Source organism: Actinopolymorpha sp. B11F2 (assembly GCF_040195635.1).
GTDB lineage: Bacteria > Actinomycetota > Actinomycetes > Propionibacteriales > Actinopolymorphaceae > Thermasporomyces.
Genome location: NZ_JBEFTX010000003.1, coordinates 326,381 through 343,589, shown reverse-complemented (window position 1 = coordinate 343,589; position 17,209 = coordinate 326,381). Strand labels below are relative to the sequence as shown.

Here is a 17,209-nt window from a genome sequence, read left to right as displayed (position 1 = left end):
GGCTCATGACCGTCGATATTCCCTCCCACCTGCCGGCACGGCTGACGATCTCGCTGTGGGACTTCAGCTGGTTCACCCAGACGATGCCGGGTGAGCCGTTCGAGGACCTCGACCGGGCATTCGCCGAGGCGGTCGAGCGCGGCTACAACACCGTCCGCATCTGCGCGATGCCCTACACCCTCTTCGGCAGCGACATCCCGCCGGAGCCGCTGCGGATCGCCAACCTGGGAAGGGGATTCGGGAAGGGTACACGTTGGTACAACAACGCCGGTGGCGCGGTGATCGACGGTCGCGCCCACCTGTTGGAGCTCTTCCGGGCAGCGGAACGCCACAGCTGCCACCTCATCGTGTCGAGTTGGGAGTACCAGCAGACGCCGAGCTTCTTCGCCACGCCGGCACAGTACGAAGCGCTCGTCGCGATCCCCCCGGAGCGGCGCTGCGCGGCACTGGCGGAGTCGATGAGCGCGCTGCTCGACTTCGTGAAGGACAACGGCCTCGCCGACCGGATCGCCTACGTCGAACTGCACAACGAGGTCGACAACGCCGGCACGAGCCTCACCGAGGTCGCCGCGGAGGGCGAGAGCGTGGTGGCGGCTCAGCGGGCGCTGATCGAGAGCGCGGTCGACCTGCTGCGCAAGCGCCACCCAGACCTGCTGCACACGGCGTGCTACTCCGAGCCGGCACCGCACCGGTTGGACGACCTCGCCGGCAATCTGCAGGTCGCGCACTTCCACATCTATGCGTACGGCGTCCTGCGGCAACTCTTCGACGAGGCGGGCCTGTGGTCGGACGCTGAGTTCCCGACGCCACTCGTCACGCGGCTGCTGCGTTCTGACGCTCCGGCCTACGACGACTGGCTGCCGGACGAGGAGTGGCGGCTCGCGGCAACCGGCGTACAACGGCGGCTCGTCTACACCCACGACTGGACCGACCCGGTGAAGTGGGACCTCTACCTCTACGAGCACTACCACCGCTACCGCGAGTCGATGCGGGAGATGATCCGGAGCCGGCTCGAGGCGTACGCCGACTTCGGCGCGCGGATCGGCGCACCGGCGGTGATCGGCGAGGGTTACGTCGGCTACACGCCGCTGCACACGACGTTCGAGGAGGGGCCGGTGGGCAAGGACATCTGCGAGTTCGCGGTGCTCGAGGCCAAGCGGCTCGGATACTGGGGCACGATCCTGTGCAGCAACGCGGCGCCGCACCATCCGTTCTGGGCCGACGCCGCCTGGCAGCGCGAGGTCAACTCCTGGATCACCGACGTCTGACCCCCCGTACGCCCCCGGTCATGGGCACAGTCCCGTGATCATGATCGTGATCATGAATCCCTTTCGGAGCTATAGCCCCGTCAGGCTTCACGGTCCCGTACGGCTTCATGATCATGACCGGTCCCGACGCCGCCCAGGCACAGCCTGGGCGCAGGCACAGGCACAGCCCTGTCGCAGGCACAGCCCTGTCACAGGCACAGGCACGGGCACAGCCCTGTCACAGGCACAGGCACGGGCACAGCCCTGTCACAGGCACAGGCACGGCCCTGTCACAAGCACAGGCGCAGCTCCTGGCGCGGGCGTAGGCCTGGATACCTCGTGAGACTGCGGCTCGTGGACAAGGCGATCGAGGTGGCGCTGGAGGAGTTGGCGGCCCACCCGTCGGCGAACGCCGCCGCTTTCATGGTCATGAAGCGAAACCGTTCCATGAAAGGAGGCGGGGCCATACGCCCCACGGAGTTTCATGATCACCATCATGATCACGGGCCAGCGCCTCTACCGGCGGTCCATGATCACGAGGAGGTGGGCGTGGCCGAGGGGGCGGCGGGCGAGGTGGAGGGTGGCGAGGTGGAGGGTGGCGAGGTGGAGGGTGGCGGCGACGTGAGCGGGGGCTGAGGCCATGACGTTGCGGACTCGTACGCATGGCAGGCCCGCAGCACCCGCGCGTCGGCGTGCCGGGGGCCGACGACCTGGAGGCCGATCGGCAGCCGGTCGCTGGTCAACCCGCACATGAGGGTCGCCGCCGGCTGTTGGGTGAGGTTGAACGGATACGTGAACGGCGTCCACTCGGTCCACCGCCGCATGCCCGAGCCCGGCGGCACCTCGCATCCGGCCGCGAACGCGGGGATCGGCAAGGTCGGCGTCAGCAGCAGGTCGTAGCGCTCGTGGAACCGCCCCATCCGAACGCCGAGATCCATGCGTACGGCCGTCGCGTCAAGGTAGTCCAGCGCGCTGTACGACCGGCCCTCCTCGACCACCTCGGCGAGCCCCGGGTCGATCCGGCCCACCACGTCGTCACCGCCGAAGGCCTGCACGACCTTGGCGGCACCGGCGAACCACAACACGTGGTACGCCTCGATCGGGTCGGCGAAGCCTGGGTCCTCCTCCACGACCTCCGCGCCGAGAGCGGCGAACACCTCCACCGCCTGGCGCACCGCCGCCGCGACCTCCGCGTCAACCCGGGCGTACCCGAGGTCGGAACTGAACGCGACCCGCATCCCCGCAACCCCGCCGTCGAGGGAGGAGCGGAACACGTCGTACGGCCGGTCCAGCGCCGACCAGTCCCGCGAGTCGGGCCCGGACAGCACGTCCAGCAGCACCGCCGCGTCGGCCACCGTGCGGGTCATCGGCCCGGCATGCGCCAGGGTCCCGAACGGGCTCGCGGGATGGAGCGGCACCCGGCCGTACGTCGGTTTGAGCCCTAAGATTCCCGAGAACCCGGCCGGGATCCGGATCGAACCACCACCGTCGGTGCCCACCGACAGCGCCCCCATGCCGAGCGCCACCGCCGCCGCGCTGCCCCCGCTGGACCCACCGGCGGTCCGCGTGGGAGCCCACGGGTTGCCCGTCGCGCCGTAGCGCAGGGTGTCGGTGACCCCCCTTCCACCCGAACTCCGGCGTCGTCGTCTTGCCCAGCAGCACCGCACCGTGCTCGCGCATGCGTGCGGCAACCGGCGCGTCGACCGTCCACGGTCCGTCGGTGTCGGCGGAGAGGAGCTGTGATCCGCGCAGGGTCGGCCAGCCGGCGGTGAGGAGCAGATCTTTGACCGATGCCGATACGCCGTCGAGCAGTCCGGCCGGCGCGCCGTGGCGCCACCGCCGTTCGGACTCCTTCGCCTGCGCGCGGGCGAGGTCCGGATCGACCACACAGTACGCATGGACCGCGGTGTCGAGCCGCTCGATCCGGGCGAGTGCCGCGTCGACGGCCTCGACCGGTGACGCCTTGCGGGTACGGAACAGCTTCATGAGCTCGGTCGCGCTACTCATGGCGAGCTCGTCGTCCGTCACGTGGTCCCCTCCCCTGGTGGCCGGTCCACTCCCGGGACGTAGCCCAGACGCTTGTCCACGACATTCTGCAGCGGCTCGCCGTCCATCCATCGCTCGAAGTTCGTCACGAAGAGCGCCGCGAGATCGTCCAGCCAGCCAACCGTGTCGCCGGCCATGTGTGGAGACACGAGGGTTCCGGGCGCACTCCACAGCGGGCTGTCCGCAGGCAACGGCTCCACACTGAACACGTCGAGCGCCGCACCCGCGATCGTCCCCGCCCGCAGCGCGGTCACCAACGCCTTCTCGTCGACGATCGGCCCCCGCCCGACGTTGATCAGCCGCGCTGTGGGTCGCATCCGGGCGAGCACGTCGGCGTCAACCAGGCCTTGCGTCTGCGGGGTCAGCGGCGCCGCGACGACGAGAAGGTCCACCCCGCCGACGATCTCGCGCAGGTCCCCGCTCGCGAAGACCTCGCCGAAATCCGGATCCTTCGATCTCGGCGTACGACCGGCACCACTCACCACCATCCCGGCCACGCGGAGCAGGCGGGCGATCGCCCGGCCGATTCCGCCGGTGCCGACCACCAGCACGGACCGCCCCTCGATGCGTTCGGCGTCCCGGTGCCGCCACTCCCGGCGCTCCTGCAACCGCCAGATCGTCGGCAGGTCCTTGGCCCAGGCAAGGACGACCGCGAGTACCCACTCCGCGATCGGCCGGTCGAAGGTCCCGCGCGAGTTGGTGACCACCACCGGGCTCTCGACCAACTCGGGGAAGAGCAACCGGTCGACCCCCGCCGACGCGATGTGCACCCATCGCAGCGAGTCCGCCCCCGGCCAAGCCGTACGCAGGGCGGGGGAAAGGAAATCCCAACAGAAGAAGACATCCGCGCCGCGCAGGGCGTCACGAAGCTCATCGGCGCGGACGTACCGCACGTCCGCGCGATCCTCCACCACCGCCATGCCCGGCGGACGATGCGTGTCACACAACACCGTGACGACCGGCGCGGCAGACCTGCTCATCGCCTGCGATTATCCTGCGTCACGCCGTCCCGACCGGCGGGGGTGGCTCAACGCTCATCCAGGACTGCACGCAGGAAGGTCTTGGTCCGGTCGTGCTCGGGTTCGGAGAAGATCTTCGCCGGTGGCCCCTGCTCGATCACGTGACCACGGTCGAACATCATGACCCGGTTGGACACGTCGCGGGCGAATCCCATCTCATGCGTGACACACAACATGGTGATGTCGGTGGTCGCGGCGATGTCACGCAGGACGTTGAGCACGTCGGCGACAAGCTCCGGGTCGAGTGCGGAGGTCACCTCGTCGAGGAGCAGGACCTTGGGCTGCATCGCCAGGGCGCGCGCGATCGCCACCCGCTGCTGCTGCCCGCCGGACAGCTGCGACGGATAGGAGTCGCACTTGTCGCCCATGCCGACAAGCTCGAGCAGGCCCTTGGCGCGTTCGGTCGCCTCGTCAGCGGACAGACCGAGGACCTGACACGGCGCCTCGGTGACGTTGCGGAGGACCTTCATGTTCGGGAAGAGGTTGAACTGCTGGAAGACCATGCCGATCTTCCTGCGTACCGACCGGCAGTAGCGGTCGTCGGACGGCACCAGCCTGCCGCCCTTCTCCATGTGGGTCAGGCACTCCCCGTCGACCGTGATCGTGCCGCTGTTGGGCTTTTCCAAGGTCATCAGCAGCCGCAGGATCGTCGTCTTGCCCGATCCGCTCGGCCCGATCAGCGTCACCCGCTCACCAGCAGCGACGTCGAAGTCGAGTTCGTTGAGGACGACGTTGTCGCCGTAGCTCTTCATGATCTTGTCGAAACGGACCAGGGGATCACTCGATGGCTCGGCGTGCCGGCCGGCGGCCTGATCCGGTTTGTGGGCAGTCTCAGTGGCCAAAGCGACGCTCCAATACCCTCAGGGGAACGGCGGCCAGGATGCTGACCACGAGGAACAGCAAACCGACCATCGTGATGGGTTCGAGGTAACGGAAGGTCTCCGAGCCGACCGTCTTCGCGGCCAGGAGCATTTCTCCGACGGTGATCGCCGACAGCAGGGGCGTGTCCTTGAACATCGCGATGATGTAGTTGCCGAGAGCGGGCAGGACCCGCGGAATGGCCTGCGGCAGGATGACGTCGGCCCAGACCTTCCGGCGCGGCAGGCTCAGCGCGGTGCAGGCCTCCCACTGACCGCGAGGGACGCCGTCGATACCGGCTCGATAGACCTCGGACATGTACGCCGCATAGTGGAGCCCGAGGCCGATCACACCAGTCGCGAGGGCAGGCAGCGTGAGACCGAGGGCGGGAAGTACGAAGAACAGGAAGTAGAGCTGCACCAGCAGCGGGGTGCTCCGGATGAACTCGACCACCGCGGTCGCCGCCAGCTGGACCGCACGGACACTGGACCGGCGCAGCAACGCGAGGACCAGTCCGACCACCAGTGCCACCAGCGAGCCGAGGATCGTGGCGAACACGGTGATCTTGAGGCCGTCCAGCAGCAGCGGCAGGTTCTCGGCGACGAAACCCCAGTCCCAGTTCATGCGTGTTCTCGCTTCGCCGAGAACCCACACGCTGTGTCCGTGCTTCGCTCACTTCGTTCGCTCATGCCGGCACCTCCTTGCGGACAACGGTCTTGACGGCCGGTTGCGTGGTGGCGACCGGTACCTGGCCGATGGACGCCTTGGCTCTGCGTTCCAGCCAGCGCATGCCGAGCGTCATGAGGTAGGCCATCACGAAGTAGAGAACGAGCACCATCGAGAAGATCAGCACCGTGTGGCCGGTCAGCTGGCGCAGCACCTGTGCGTTGAACGTGAGGTCGTTGATCGTGATGAGTGAGACCAGCGCGGTCCCCTTCAGCAACTCGATCAACAGGTTGCCGAACGGCGGGATCATGCCCACGACCGCCTGCGGGAAGATGATCCGCCGCATCCGTTGGGCCGGCGAGAAGCTCAACGCGATCGCCGCCTCGTACTGCCCCGGCGATACTGCGTTGACCGCACCGCGCACCACCTCGGCACCGTAGGCGCCGATGTTCAGGCCGAGCGCGACGATGCCGGCGAACATCGGGTGCATCTCCCAACCCAGCAAGGGCAATGCGAAGAACAGCCAGAAGAGCTGTACGAGTGCCGAGGTGCCGCGGAAGAACTCCACGTAGATCCGGGCGATCGCCCGGACCGCTCGCTGCCGCGCCCTGGCCATCAGCCCTGCGAGCACGGCCATCACCAGTCCGATCGCCGCGGCGCCGGCCGTGATCTCGAGCGCGACGAGCGCACCGCGCAGCAACGTCGGGAGATAGTCGAGCATCGTCGACAGCATGGGTATCCGTCCTGTCAGCCCGAGCAGAGGCTCTTGGTCGTCTGGTCGGTCGGAAGCTCGGCCTTGCTGAATCCGTAGGGCTCGATGATCTCGAGCAGATCGCCGCTGTCCTTCACGTCACCGAGATGACTGTTGAACTCCTCCAGCAGGTCGGCGTCCGCGGGGCGGAAACCGTAACCCCCACAGCCGGTCTGCGGTTTGCCGTCGACCACCGGAACGAACGGCTCGGTGACCTCCAGGTCGAGCCCGTCCCGGTTGTCGAGCAGGAAACGCAGCGTGATGCTGGTGAGGGAGAACGCGTCGATCCGGTTGGCCGTCAGGCCTTCGAAGCCGCTGGCGGAGTCGGTGAAGGACACGAGGTTCTTCACCCCGGCACCTTCGGCGTAGGTCACCTCGATCGCGCCACCGACGACTCCGAGCCGGATTCCGGCCTTCGCCACATCGTCGTAGGTCTTGATCCCGTCCGGATTTCCCTTGCGGACAAGGAAAGCGCTCTTGCCGCAGTAGTCGGGTTCGGAGAAGGCGATCTGGCCGCACCGCTCGGGGGTGATGTACATTCCCGCGGCGATCACGTCGACCGCGCCCGCCTGCAACGCCGGGATCAGCGACCCGAACTCGACCAGTTTCCCTTCCAGGGTGGGAACACCCATCCGGGTGAAGACCTCCCTCGCCACGGCAGGCGCCTCTCCGACCAGGTCGCCTCCGGTGTTCTTGAAGCCGTAGGGCGCTTCGTTGGCGAACGCAACCTTGATCGCACCTTCGCGCTTGATCCTCGCCAGCGTGTCGCCGGCACCAGCGTTTGTCCCGGCCAGTGAGCGCCCGCATCCGGCGACGGCGACAGACGCTGCCCCCGCAAACAGCGCATGCCGGAGAAAACCGCGCCGGCCAAGGCGCGGTAACGGCTTGTTGGGCAACGGTTTCTGGACCACGTGAGCCTCTCCCTATGGGTGATGGGGAATCGGCACGAGCTGGACATCCGGGTGTTCCTCGGCGAGGCGCAGTGCAAACCCTGCGACCGGCTCAGCCGCCCGGGTCACCGCCGGGGCCTCTGTGGTGCGAAGGAAGTTATCGGCGTACCGTATTGTTGTCAACAATCCGATCATCGCCATGCAGAGAATCTGCTAAGGTCGGCGCGATCGGATGCGCTGGCGTGGTGGTCATTCGATCCACCCGCTGGCGGCGGCCGGGGTCTGGAGAAGAGCACACATGAACGACCTCGTCGGGCAGTCAGGTCTCGGACCGGTCAGCCGCGAGTCCACTGCCAGCATCATCGCGCGCCAGCTGCGTAACGCCATCACCCAAGGCATCCTGACTCCCGGCACCCAGCTCGGCGAGACCGAGCTCGCCAACCGGTTGAAGGTCAGCCGCGGTCCACTGCGCGAAGCGATGCAGCGCCTCGTCCAAGAAGGGCTGCTGCGCAGCGAACACAACCGCGGCCTGTTCGTCATCGAGCTCGATGCCGACGACGTGCGCGACATCTACCTCGCCAGGTCCGCGATCGAACGAGCGGCGGTCGCCACCATCTGCGAACGTGATCCCGCCGGCACGGCACGCCGGTTGGAGAAGGCCCACCGCCCGATGGTCACCGCCGCGCGACGCGGCGACCTCAAGGCCCTCAGCGACGCCGATCTCGCGTTCCACCAGCTGCTCGTCGAGGAGTCCGGGAGTCCACGGCTTCGACGCATGCACGACACCCTGCTCGTGGAGACGCGGATGTGTATCGCCGCGCTCGAGCAGACCTGCCAGGTGCCCGAGGCCACCGTCAGCGAGCACGGTGCGATGGTCGAGGCGATCCGCGACCGGGACCTCGAACGCCTCGACAAGCTCATCACCGCGCACACCAACGACGCCTTGTCACGACTGGCGCCCGGCTGAGCGCACGACCTACCGGAGACGCGCCTCGGAGTTGACGTCGGACACCGGACGAGTGCGGCGGGCCCGCACCAGCCACCGTTGCTCAACGTCCGGGTTCCCCGTCGAGGACGAGTTCTGCCAACGTGGTGGGGAGAAGTCCGACCAGCAGGAGCACGAGGACGATCGCCAACGCCGCAAGGGCGATCCACACCACTCCCAGGCGGATCCACCGCCGCCAGCCGTCGTCGCTGTCGTCGCTGTCGTCGCCGCGACCGGCGTCGTCCGGCTTCCACAGCTCCACGACGAGCCGGGCGGCGAAGGCACCTCCCGCAGCGGCGAGGACCCAGGTCCACCAGTCCAGGTCGACGCCGACCGAGGACAACGCCATGCGCAGGCCGCCGGCCAACACCACGACGCCGCCCAACGCCAGCAGGAGTGTCCGGGCGATGAGGCCGGCACCGGCGAGACGCAGGGCGAGCGCGGTCGTCGCCATCGGAACGATGACGAACACCGGCGTGACCAGGGCGACCACGACGAGGATCGCGACCAGCACCGCGGTGAGGAGCAGGAACACCCCGGCGATGACCGCTTCGACGCCGGAGAGGTCATCGGCCAGGGCACCGGAGGAGATGTCGCGGATGATGGCGGTGCCCAGGCGTTCGAACAGGACGACGAGCAGGAAGCTGCCGACCGGCACGGCGAGGAGCACCCCGGCGACAGCCCCACCCGCCGCGGCGAACGACCGTGCCCATGCCGGCACGCCGAGCCGGGGGCGGTCCGCACGCACGTCGTCATGAATCGAGTGCGGGGGGGGGGTGGATCCCTGCCCTGGTTGCGCTTCGTGCATCAGGCTTCACGCCCTCCAGTCCGGTGATGGCGGCGCCCGGACCTTTCATGATCACGGTCATGATCACCGTCATGATCACGGAAGGAGGGCTCTGGGTCGCCGCCCAGCCGGGCGAGTCGAAATGATCAACGAGGCACGATAGCCCGGCGCCACGGTGTCGCCAACCGTCGAGGCGTACGCAGGTCAGAGCAGGGATGTGAGCAGCGCGCGGTCGACGTTGCCGCCGCTCAGCACGGCGACCGCGCGTTGGCCCGGCCGTAACCCGCAGCGCCGGTGGAGCAACGCCGCGACCGCGACGGCGCCACCGGGTTCGGTCAGCAGTTTCGTACGTTCGAGAAGGATTCCCATGGCCTCGACGATCTCCTCGTCGCTCACCTGTACGACGGCGTCGACGTAGCGGGTGGCGAGCGCGAGGGTGCGTTCGCTCACGAAGGGCGCCGCCAGCCCGTCGGCGATGGTCGGCGTGCGCGGTAGATGGACGACGTGCCCCTCGGCCAGGGCGGCGTGCAGGCAGGCCGCGCCGGTGGGTTCGACCCCGATCACCCGGACCGAAGGACGCTGCTCCTTGACCACCGCCGCGATCCCGCCGACGAGTCCGCCGCCACCGACCGGGACCACGATGGCGTCGAGGTCGGGGACGTCCTCGAGGAGTTCGAGCCCGATCGTTCCCTGGCCGGCGATGATGGCCGGATCGTCGTACGGTGGGATCACGACCCGGCCGGACTCGGCGACGATCGCGGGGAAGTCGGCGTGGGTCTCGACCGCGCTCTCCCCGCGCAGGATCACCTCGGCACCATAGGCCTTCGTCGCGGCGATCTTGCTGGTCTGCGCGGTGGTGGGCATCACGGCGGCGGCGGACACGCCCATGCGGGCAGCCGCCCAGGCCAGTGCCTGCGCGTGGTTGCCGGCGGAGATGCAGATGACACCGCGGTCGCGTTCGTCAGGCGTCAGCCGCGCGAGCCGGTTGAGGACGCCGCGTGGCTTGAACGACCCGGTCTTCTGCAGGACCTCGGCCTTGACCAGCACCTCCACGCCGGCGCGCCCGTCGAGACTCGAGACCGACAGGACCGGTGTGCGGTGCAGGTTGGCGCCGATGGTCTCCCGCGCGGCGTGCGCCGCCTCGAGTCCGATCACGGGACCCGCCCCCTTCCCGACGCTGCCCGAACGCCCTACCTGACGGTGACGTTGATGTACTTCACCTCGAGGAACTCCTCGATGCCGAGTCGCCCACCTTCGCGGCCGATGCCCGACTGCTTCACGCCGCCGAACGGCGCCGCCGGCGTCGACACCATGCCGCGGTTGAGCCCGACCATGCCGGACTCCAGGCGTTCGCTGACCCGGATGCCACGCTCGAGATCGCGCGTGTAGACGTACGCGATCAGCCCGAACTCGGTGTCGTTGGCCGCCGCGACCGCCTCGTCCTCGGTCTCGAACACCGTCAAGGGGGCGACCGGACCGAAGATCTCCGTCCGCGACAGCTGCGCGGCCGGCGGGACGTCGGTGAGGACGGTCGGCTGGTAGAAGTACCCCGGCCCGCCGACCGCGGCGCCGCCCACCACCGTCGAGGCACCCTGCTTCACCGCGTCGGCGACGAGCGACTGCACCTTGTCAAGGGCGGCGGCGTTGATCAGCGGCCCGACCTGTACGCCGTCCTCGACGCCCCGGCCGACCCGCATCGCGCCCATGCGTTCGGCGAGCCGGCGGGAGAACTCCCCCGCGACGCCGGACTGGACGTAGAACCGGTTGGCCGCCGTGCACGCCTCGCCGACGTTGCGCATCTTGGCCAGCACCGCGCCGTCGACGGCCGCGTCGAGGTCGGCGTCGTCGAAGACGACGAACGGCGCGTTGCCGCCGAGCTCCATCGAGGTACGCATGACGGTGCCCGCAGCCTGCTCGAGCAGCTTCCGGCCCACCGCCGTCGAGCCGGTGAACGACAGCTTGCGCGAGCGCGGGTCGCGGATCAGCGGCTCCATGACACCGGCGGCATCCGTGGTGGTGAGGACGTTGAGTACGCCATCCGGCAGCCCGGCCTCCTGCAGGATCCGGGCGAGCGCCAGCATCGACAGGGGCGTGTCGGGTGCGGGCTTGATCACCATGGTGCAGCCGGCCGCCACCGCCGGGCCGATCTTGCGGGTGCCCATGGCCATCGGGAAGTTCCATGGCGTGATGAGCAGGCACGGGCCGACGGGCTGGCGTACGACGACGAACCGGCTCGTCCCGTCGGGCGAGACCGCGTAGCCGCCGTCGATGCGTACGGCCTCCTCGGCGAACCACCGGAAGAACTCGGCGGCGTAGGCGATCTCGCCCTTGGCCTCGGCCAGCGGCTTGCCCATCTCCAGGGTCATCAGCAGGGCGAGGTCGTCCTGGCGTTCGAGCAGGAGGTGGTACGCACGCAGGAGGATGTCGCTGCGGGCTCTCGGCGCGGTCGCGGCCCAGGAGTCCTGCGCGGCGACGGCCGCGTCGAGTGCGGCGACGCCATCTGCCGGCGAGGCGTCGGCCACCGTGCACAGCGCCCCGCCGGTGGACGGGTCCTCGACCTTGAACTCCGCGTCTCCGGCGGCGGCGCGCCATGTGCCGCCGATCAGGAGTTCCTTGGGTACGTCCGCGACAACCGCGCGCTCGCGCTCGGCCTGGCTCATCTCGGGACACCTCCATGGCATCGCGCGTGACTGATCACCCTGACCTCGCCACCTTAACCCTGACGGCGCCGGCTCATGATCATGAAGGAAAAGCGGCGCATAGACCCCAGTTCCCCACATGATCACGGTCATGATCACGGTCATGATCACGGTCATGATCACGGTCATGATCACGGAACCGGCGACGGCAAGCGCGGCGCGGCTCGGAAACTCACAGCTATGAGGGATTGACGTCAAGTATTACAGTCGGATTGTCTGCAATCCAACAGAGCGCTTTGATCTCCAGGGGTCGCCATGGCACAGCTCTCCCCACTCCTCAAGCAGGCCACACCCGTCCTCGCCGCGCGCGGCGAAGGGGTCTACCTCTACGACGAGGAGGACCGGCGTTATCTCGACTTCACCGCCGGTATCGGGGTCACCAGCACCGGCCACTGCCATCCGCGGATCGTCGAGGCTGCCCAACGCCAGGTCGCGACGCTGATCCACGGGCAGTACACGACCGTCATACACCGTCCGCTGCTCACCCTCGCCGACCGGCTCTCCGAGGTGCTACCGGCCGCGCTCGACCGGGTGTTCTTCGCCAACTCCGGCAGCGAAGCGATCGAGGCGGCGCTCCGGCTGACCCGGCAGGCGACCGGCCGGCCCAACGTCGTCGTCTTCCAGGGTTCGTTCCACGGCCGGACGATCGGCGCGGCCACGATGACGACGGCGGGTACGAAGTTCCGGGCCGGGTTCTCGCCGCTCATGGGTGGCGTGGTGGTGTCGCCGTTCCCGGATGCCTACCGGTACGGATGGGACCAGCGGGCCGCCACCGACTTCGCGCTGCGCGAACTCGACTACGCCCTCGCCACGCAGAGCGCGCCCGACGAGACCGCGGCGTTCGTGGTCGAGCCGGTCCTCGGCGAGGGCGGCTACGTACCAGCGACGCCCGAGTTCCTCGCCGGTCTGCGCACCCGCGCCGACCGGCACGGCATCCTGCTCGTCATGGACGAGGTCCAGACCGGGTGGGGCCGCACCGGGAAGTTCTGGGGACACGACCACTTCGGTGTGACACCCGACATCCTCGTCACGGCCAAGGGTCTCGCCAGCGGCTTCCCGCTGTCGGCAATCGCGGCACCGGCCGGCCTGATGTCCAGAGCCTGGCCGGGTTCCCAGGGTGGTACGTACGGAGGAAACGCTGTCGCCTGTGCCGCCGCCCTCGCCACCCTGGACGTGATCCGCGACGAGCACCTGGTCGACAACGCCGCCGCCACCGGCGCCGAACTCGCCGAGGGACTCCGGAAGGTCGCGGCCGAGTTCCCCGTCATCGGCGACGTACGCGGCCTCGGCCTCATGCAGGGCAGCGAGTTCACCGATCCGGCGGGCCAGCCCGACACCGCGACCACCCAGCGCGCCCAGCAGGAGGCGGCCCGCCGCGGTCTGCTGCTGCTCACCTGTGGCGCCTTCGGCAATGTCGTCCGCATGATCCCGCCGCTCGTGGTGCGATCCCCGCAGGTCCAGGAGGCGCTGGCCATCTGGACCGACGCGGTCGGCGCCGCCGTAGCCCCACCAACGTCCGAGGGCTGAGTGAGACCGCAGATGACCGAACGACGTGAGGTTGTGCATCACCACAGGACCTTGGCCATGGGGCCGACGAAGGACGTGCCATGACCGGACTGTTCAACGAACCGTCGAACATCCTCGCCGACGAACTCCCCCAGCGACTCGACAGCCTTCGGCGGGTCATGCGCGAGCGCGACCTGACGGCGCTGCTGCTCACCGCACCCGAGGACATCTACTACCTGACCGGGCTCGCCCACCAGGAGTACTTCGCGTTCAGCATGCTGGTGGTGCCGTCCGCGGGGCCCTCTGTGCTCGTCACCCGCGAGATGGAACGTACGACGGTCGCGGACCTGGCACCTTCCGTCGTCCACGTGCCGTATGCCGACGACGAGCGGCCGTCGGACGCCTCCGCTCGGGCCCTGCGTACCGCCATCGACGGGGCCGACGCCGCGAAGGGGCGGGTCGGTGTCGACCGGGCTGGCATGAACTTCCCGCTCGCCGTGTGGGAGGAACTCGTCGAAGCCTGCGCGTACGCGGAGTTCTGCGACGGGTCGGGCCTCGTCGAGGACCTGCGGCAGGTGAAGTCCGGTGCGGAGATCGGCTGCGTACGCCAGGCCGCCGAGGTCTCGTCGCGGGCGATGGAGGCCGGGATCGCCGCGGTGGCTTCCGGCGTCACCGAACGCGACATCGCCGCGGCCGTGTCCACCACGCTCATCACCGAGGGCAGCGAGCCGCCGGGCTTCGTGCCGCTCATCCGCGCGCAGGACCGGCTGTTCCAGGAACACTGCACGTGGACCGACCGCACGATCGTCGAGGGTGACCGGGTGTTCATCGAGCTGTCCGGCTCGGTCGCGCGCTACCACGCGCCGCTCACCCGGATGGTCTACGTCGGTGCGCCGCACCCTCAGCTCGCCGATTCGGCGGCACTTGTCACGGCCGGCCTGGAGACCGTGCGGGCGGCGCTGGTCCCCGGCGCTCAGGCCGGCGACGTCTACGCCGCCTGGCAGAAGGTCATGGACGAAGGGCTCGGCCACGACCGTTACCGCCGGCACCACTGCGGCTACATGACCGGCATCGGGTTCCCACCCAGCTGGAGCGGCGGCGGCGTGCCCGTCGGCCTCCGCCACGACAGCGAGCTGGAGATCAAGGCCGGCATGGTCTTCCACGTGATCTCGTGGCTGCTCGGTCAGCAGCTGCCCGACTACGTACTCTCCGACACGATGATCGTCACCGGGGACGGCGGCGAGATCCTCACCCCCCCCGTCGCGACCCGCTCGTCACGATGTAACCCGTCCCCGATGCAACCCGTCACGATGTCAGCGGTCTCGATGTAACCCGTCACGATGTCAGCAGTCTCGACCGCCGCCGCGAGGAGCCGCCGATGCGTATCACCGCGATCCGGGCCACACCGGTGGCCGTTCCCTTCCGCGAGGCCGAGATCTGGGCGTACGGCGGTCGCACCGGCATGGTCAGTGTCCTCGTCGAGGTCGACACCGACGAGGGGCTGACCGGACTCGGCGAGGCGTCGGCGTACCCCTCCGCCGACATCGTGCTGTCCGTCCTGCGGTCACTGGATCCGTTCGTCCTGGGCGAGGACCCGACAGCGATCGAACGCCTCATGAAGCGCATCACGGTCGCCGGCACCTGGCATCACGTGAAGTCGACGAGCCCGGCGATCGGTGCGGTCGAGATGGCCTGCTGGGACATCGTGGGCAAGCTGTGCGGGCAGCCGTTGGTGACGCTGTTCGGCGGGCGGGTCCGCGACCACGTGGAGTACTTCTACTACCTCAGCCGCAAGTCGCCGGCGGAGATGGCGTCCGACGCTGCCGCCGGAGTGGCGGCCGGGTTCCGGACGCTGTATCTCAAGGTGGGTTCGGACGATCCGGGCGAGGACCTCGCCCGGGTCGAGGCGGTCCGGGCAGGTGGTGGGCCGGACGCGCTGCTGCGGATCGACGCCAACGAGGCGTGGTCGTCGGCGGCCGCGATCCGAATTCTCGCGGAGATGGGGCGTTTCGGGATCGAGCTCGCCGAACAGCCGGTGTCGGGCCGGAACCTTCCCGAGATGGCGTACGTACGCAGCCGGATCCCGATGCCGCTTCTCGCCAACGAGGCGTCGTGGACCCGCTTCGACCAGCTCGACGTCATTCGCCACGGTGCCGCCGACGTGCTCTCGGTCGACAACCAGATGGACGGTGGGCTGCTCAATCTCAAGCGTTCCGCCGGTCTCGCCGAGGCAGCGGGGCTCCCGGTGCTCAAACACAGCCTGGGCGAACTCGGTCTCGCGACCTACGCGGCCTGCCATGTCATGGCGGCGACGCCGAACTTCCTCGCCGCGAGCCAGTCGTACGCCTCCCTCCTCGCCGACGACATCGTGGTGGCTCCCGATCCTGACCGCGCTGCGCCGGCCCCAGGTGCAGCCGGTGCTGCCATTCCTGGCCTCGCAGCCGGTGCAGCCGGTGCTGCGGTTGCTGCGGTTGGTGCGGTCGGCCCACTGCCGTATGTCAACGGTTGCCTGACGCCGCCGAGCGCGGCCGGCATCGGAGTGTCGCTCGATGCCGGGAAGGTCGCGAAGTACGCCGAGGCGTACACCAGGGACGCGGCCAGCTTCACCTTCCAGCAACGCGATCCCGGCCGTAGCCCGACGCCTCTCCTCCCCAAGCTCTGACCGCAGCCCGCCTCCGACAGACCCCCGCCTGCGTCTTCGCCCCCCGCGACCGGGCACCGCGGACTCACAGGCGGCTCCCCTCGCCAGGCCGTTCCATGATCATGCGTGGGAAAGGCAGGTTTCCCGCCAGCAGAAGCCGCACTTTCCCACGCATGATCATGGTCGGCGGTCGAGTCGGCGCCGGGGCTCGCGCGCCCTCGCTAGCCTTTGAGGCCGCTCGCGAACCCCTTGATGATGTGCTTCTGCAGCAGGAAGTAGATGACCACGATGGGCAGGATCGCGAGCGCCATTCCGGCGAAGATGATCCCCCACTGCGCCGTGAACTCCCCACGGAACGCGAAGATCGCCACTGGCAGGGTCTGCTGCGGGCTGCCACCGACGTAGAGCAACGGCGTGAGGAAGTCGTTCCAGATGTTGATCGAACTCAGGATGACCACAGTCCCGGTGATCGGCCGCAGCAGGGGGAACACGATCCGTCGGAACGTCGCCCCTCGACCTGCACCGTCGATCGCCGCCGCCTCTTCGTACTCCCGGGGCAGCGCCCGCGTGAAGCTCGCGTACAGGAAGACGACCAACGGGAGCTGGTGACCCACCTCGAAGACGATGAGCGAGGTGTAGGTCCGCAACAGGTTGACGTCCCGCATGAACTGGTACAACGGCACCATGCCGAGCTGCAGCGGCACCATCAGCCCGAGCAGGAACAGCAGATACAACCCATAGCTCAGCCGGGACATCCGCCGGGCGAGGAAGTACGCCGCCAGCGAGCCGCACAGCACCAGCAACGCGACCGACAGTCCCGCGACCGTGATGCTGTTGACGAACGCCTGAGCGAGGTCCCCACGTTCCCAGGCCGTCATGTAGTTCGTGAGGTCCAGCCGAGGCGGCAGCCCCAGCGGGTTCACCGCCACCTCGCGCGGCGTCTTCAGTGAGACGGTGAGAAACACGTAGAACGGAAAGACGAAGGCGAGCGCGACGGCGATCATCGCGACCTCGGCCCCGGCCCGGCCCCATGTGAACCGACGTGGGTTCATGCCATTTCCCTTTCGCGTGACCACCGCGGTGCCTCACTCCGGGACGCCTCGTTCCTCGGCGT

16 protein-coding genes and 1 pseudogene are annotated in these 17,209 nt (G+C 68.7%); 5 read left to right on the top strand and 12 right to left on the bottom strand.

Annotation, left to right across the window (positions count from 1 at the left end; genetic code table 11):
* The first annotated feature begins 5 nt into the window (after positions 1-5).
* Positions 6-1,268 (top strand): cellulase-like family protein, encoded by a 1,263-nt coding sequence (locus ABN034_RS08040; protein ID WP_349690355.1) that lies wholly within the window; start codon positions 6-8, stop codon positions 1,266-1,268.
* A 269-nt stretch (positions 1,269-1,537) separates the two neighbouring features.
* Here ABN034_RS08040 and ABN034_RS08035 read toward each other — a convergent pair whose 3' ends face one another.
* The 8 genes and pseudogenes from ABN034_RS08035 to ehuB all read right to left on the bottom strand — a co-directional run bounded on the left by ABN034_RS08035 (position 1,538) and on the right by ehuB (position 7,498).
* Positions 1,538-1,678, bottom strand: a complete 141-nt coding sequence (locus tag ABN034_RS08035; RefSeq protein ID WP_349690354.1) for a hypothetical protein — start codon at positions 1,676-1,678, stop codon at positions 1,538-1,540.
* A 102-nt stretch (positions 1,679-1,780) separates the two neighbouring features.
* Positions 1,781-2,914 carry an amidase gene (locus ABN034_RS08030; protein ID WP_349690353.1) on the bottom strand — a complete coding sequence of 378 codons (1,134 nt, stop codon included), beginning with the start codon at positions 2,912-2,914 and terminating at the stop codon, positions 1,781-1,783.
* 7 nt (positions 2,915-2,921) lie between these two features.
* Positions 2,922-3,233, bottom strand: a pseudogene (locus tag ABN034_RS08025) (amidase family protein); the annotation flags it as partial.
* A gap of 38 nt (positions 3,234-3,271) precedes the next feature.
* A complete protein-coding gene (locus ABN034_RS08020) occupies positions 3,272-4,273 on the bottom strand; it encodes a D-2-hydroxyacid dehydrogenase (protein WP_349690352.1) in 1,002 nt (333 codons plus the stop codon).
* A gap of 47 nt (positions 4,274-4,320) precedes the next feature.
* Positions 4,321-5,154 (bottom strand): ectoine/hydroxyectoine ABC transporter ATP-binding protein EhuA, encoded by an 834-nt coding sequence (ehuA, locus tag ABN034_RS08015; RefSeq protein WP_349690351.1) that lies wholly within the window; start codon positions 5,152-5,154, stop codon positions 4,321-4,323.
* Positions 5,144-5,794 carry an ectoine/hydroxyectoine ABC transporter permease subunit EhuD gene (gene ehuD, locus ABN034_RS08010; protein ID WP_349690350.1) on the bottom strand — a complete coding sequence of 217 codons (651 nt, stop codon included), beginning with the start codon at positions 5,792-5,794 and terminating at the stop codon, positions 5,144-5,146. Before ehuD ends, ehuA begins: the two co-directional genes overlap by 11 nt.
* A gap of 61 nt (positions 5,795-5,855) precedes the next feature.
* Positions 5,856-6,569: an ectoine/hydroxyectoine ABC transporter permease subunit EhuC gene (gene ehuC / locus ABN034_RS08005; protein ID WP_349690349.1), complete on the bottom strand. Its 714-nt coding sequence runs from the start codon at positions 6,567-6,569 to the stop codon at positions 5,856-5,858.
* 14 nt (positions 6,570-6,583) lie between these two features.
* Positions 6,584-7,498, bottom strand: coding sequence for an ectoine/hydroxyectoine ABC transporter substrate-binding protein EhuB (ehuB, locus tag ABN034_RS08000; RefSeq protein ID WP_349690348.1), 915 nt, complete (start codon positions 7,496-7,498; stop codon positions 6,584-6,586).
* A 277-nt stretch (positions 7,499-7,775) separates the two neighbouring features.
* On the opposite strand from ehuB, the gene ABN034_RS07995 reads away from it, so the two are divergent.
* Complete coding sequence (locus ABN034_RS07995) at positions 7,776-8,444, top strand: GntR family transcriptional regulator (RefSeq protein ID WP_349331312.1); 669 nt, start codon at positions 7,776-7,778, stop codon at positions 8,442-8,444.
* An 82-nt stretch (positions 8,445-8,526) separates the two neighbouring features.
* Here the strand turns inward: ABN034_RS07995 and ABN034_RS07990 are convergent, their stop codons facing one another.
* The 3 genes from ABN034_RS07990 to ABN034_RS07980 all read right to left on the bottom strand — a co-directional run bounded on the left by ABN034_RS07990 (position 8,527) and on the right by ABN034_RS07980 (position 11,909).
* Positions 8,527-9,210, bottom strand: a complete 684-nt coding sequence (locus tag ABN034_RS07990; RefSeq protein WP_349690347.1) for a hypothetical protein — start codon at positions 9,208-9,210, stop codon at positions 8,527-8,529.
* 243 nt (positions 9,211-9,453) lie between these two features.
* A complete protein-coding gene (locus ABN034_RS07985) occupies positions 9,454-10,404 on the bottom strand; it encodes a threonine ammonia-lyase (protein WP_349690346.1) in 951 nt (316 codons plus the stop codon).
* 35 nt (positions 10,405-10,439) lie between these two features.
* Complete coding sequence (locus ABN034_RS07980) at positions 10,440-11,909, bottom strand: NAD-dependent succinate-semialdehyde dehydrogenase (RefSeq protein ID WP_349690345.1); 1,470 nt, start codon at positions 11,907-11,909, stop codon at positions 10,440-10,442.
* A gap of 294 nt (positions 11,910-12,203) precedes the next feature.
* On the opposite strand from ABN034_RS07980, the gene ABN034_RS07975 reads away from it, so the two are divergent.
* The 3 genes from ABN034_RS07975 to ABN034_RS07965 all read left to right on the top strand — a co-directional run bounded on the left by ABN034_RS07975 (position 12,204) and on the right by ABN034_RS07965 (position 16,116).
* Complete coding sequence (locus tag ABN034_RS07975; protein WP_349690344.1) at positions 12,204-13,475, top strand: aspartate aminotransferase family protein; 1,272 nt, start codon at positions 12,204-12,206, stop codon at positions 13,473-13,475.
* An 80-nt stretch (positions 13,476-13,555) separates the two neighbouring features.
* Positions 13,556-14,785: a M24 family metallopeptidase gene (locus tag ABN034_RS07970; RefSeq protein WP_349690343.1), complete on the top strand. Its 1,230-nt coding sequence runs from the start codon at positions 13,556-13,558 to the stop codon at positions 14,783-14,785.
* A 47-nt stretch (positions 14,786-14,832) separates the two neighbouring features.
* On the top strand, positions 14,833-16,116 hold the full coding sequence (locus tag ABN034_RS07965) for a mandelate racemase/muconate lactonizing enzyme family protein (protein WP_349690342.1): 1,284 nt from the start codon (positions 14,833-14,835) through the stop codon (positions 16,114-16,116).
* A 200-nt stretch (positions 16,117-16,316) separates the two neighbouring features.
* Here the strand turns inward: ABN034_RS07965 and ABN034_RS07960 are convergent, their stop codons facing one another.
* Positions 16,317-17,147, bottom strand: a complete 831-nt coding sequence (locus ABN034_RS07960; protein WP_349690341.1) for a carbohydrate ABC transporter permease — start codon at positions 17,145-17,147, stop codon at positions 16,317-16,319.
* Positions 17,148-17,209 lie beyond the last annotated feature (62 nt).

Coding starts and splice junctions, on each gene's coding strand:
- ABN034_RS07975 (WP_349690344.1), top strand. CDS start 12,204: ATGGCACAGCTCTCCCCACTCCTCAAGCAGGCCACACCCGTCCTCGCC.
- ABN034_RS08020 (WP_349690352.1), bottom strand. CDS start 4,273: ATGAGCAGGTCTGCCGCGCCGGTCGTCACGGTGTTGTGTGACACGCAT.
- ABN034_RS07960 (WP_349690341.1), bottom strand. CDS start 17,147: ATGAACCCACGTCGGTTCACATGGGGCCGGGCCGGGGCCGAGGTCGCG.
- ABN034_RS07970 (WP_349690343.1), top strand. CDS start 13,556: ATGACCGGACTGTTCAACGAACCGTCGAACATCCTCGCCGACGAACTC.
- ABN034_RS07995 (WP_349331312.1), top strand. CDS start 7,776: ATGAACGACCTCGTCGGGCAGTCAGGTCTCGGACCGGTCAGCCGCGAG.
- ABN034_RS08040 (WP_349690355.1), top strand. CDS start 6: ATGACCGTCGATATTCCCTCCCACCTGCCGGCACGGCTGACGATCTCG.
- ABN034_RS07965 (WP_349690342.1), top strand. CDS start 14,833: ATGCGTATCACCGCGATCCGGGCCACACCGGTGGCCGTTCCCTTCCGC.
- ABN034_RS07980 (WP_349690345.1), bottom strand. CDS start 11,909: ATGAGCCAGGCCGAGCGCGAGCGCGCGGTTGTCGCGGACGTACCCAAG.
- ehuD (WP_349690350.1), bottom strand. CDS start 5,794: ATGAACTGGGACTGGGGTTTCGTCGCCGAGAACCTGCCGCTGCTGCTG.
- ehuC (WP_349690349.1), bottom strand. CDS start 6,569: ATGCTGTCGACGATGCTCGACTATCTCCCGACGTTGCTGCGCGGTGCG.
- ABN034_RS08035 (WP_349690354.1), bottom strand. CDS start 1,678: ATGACCATGAAAGCGGCGGCGTTCGCCGACGGGTGGGCCGCCAACTCC.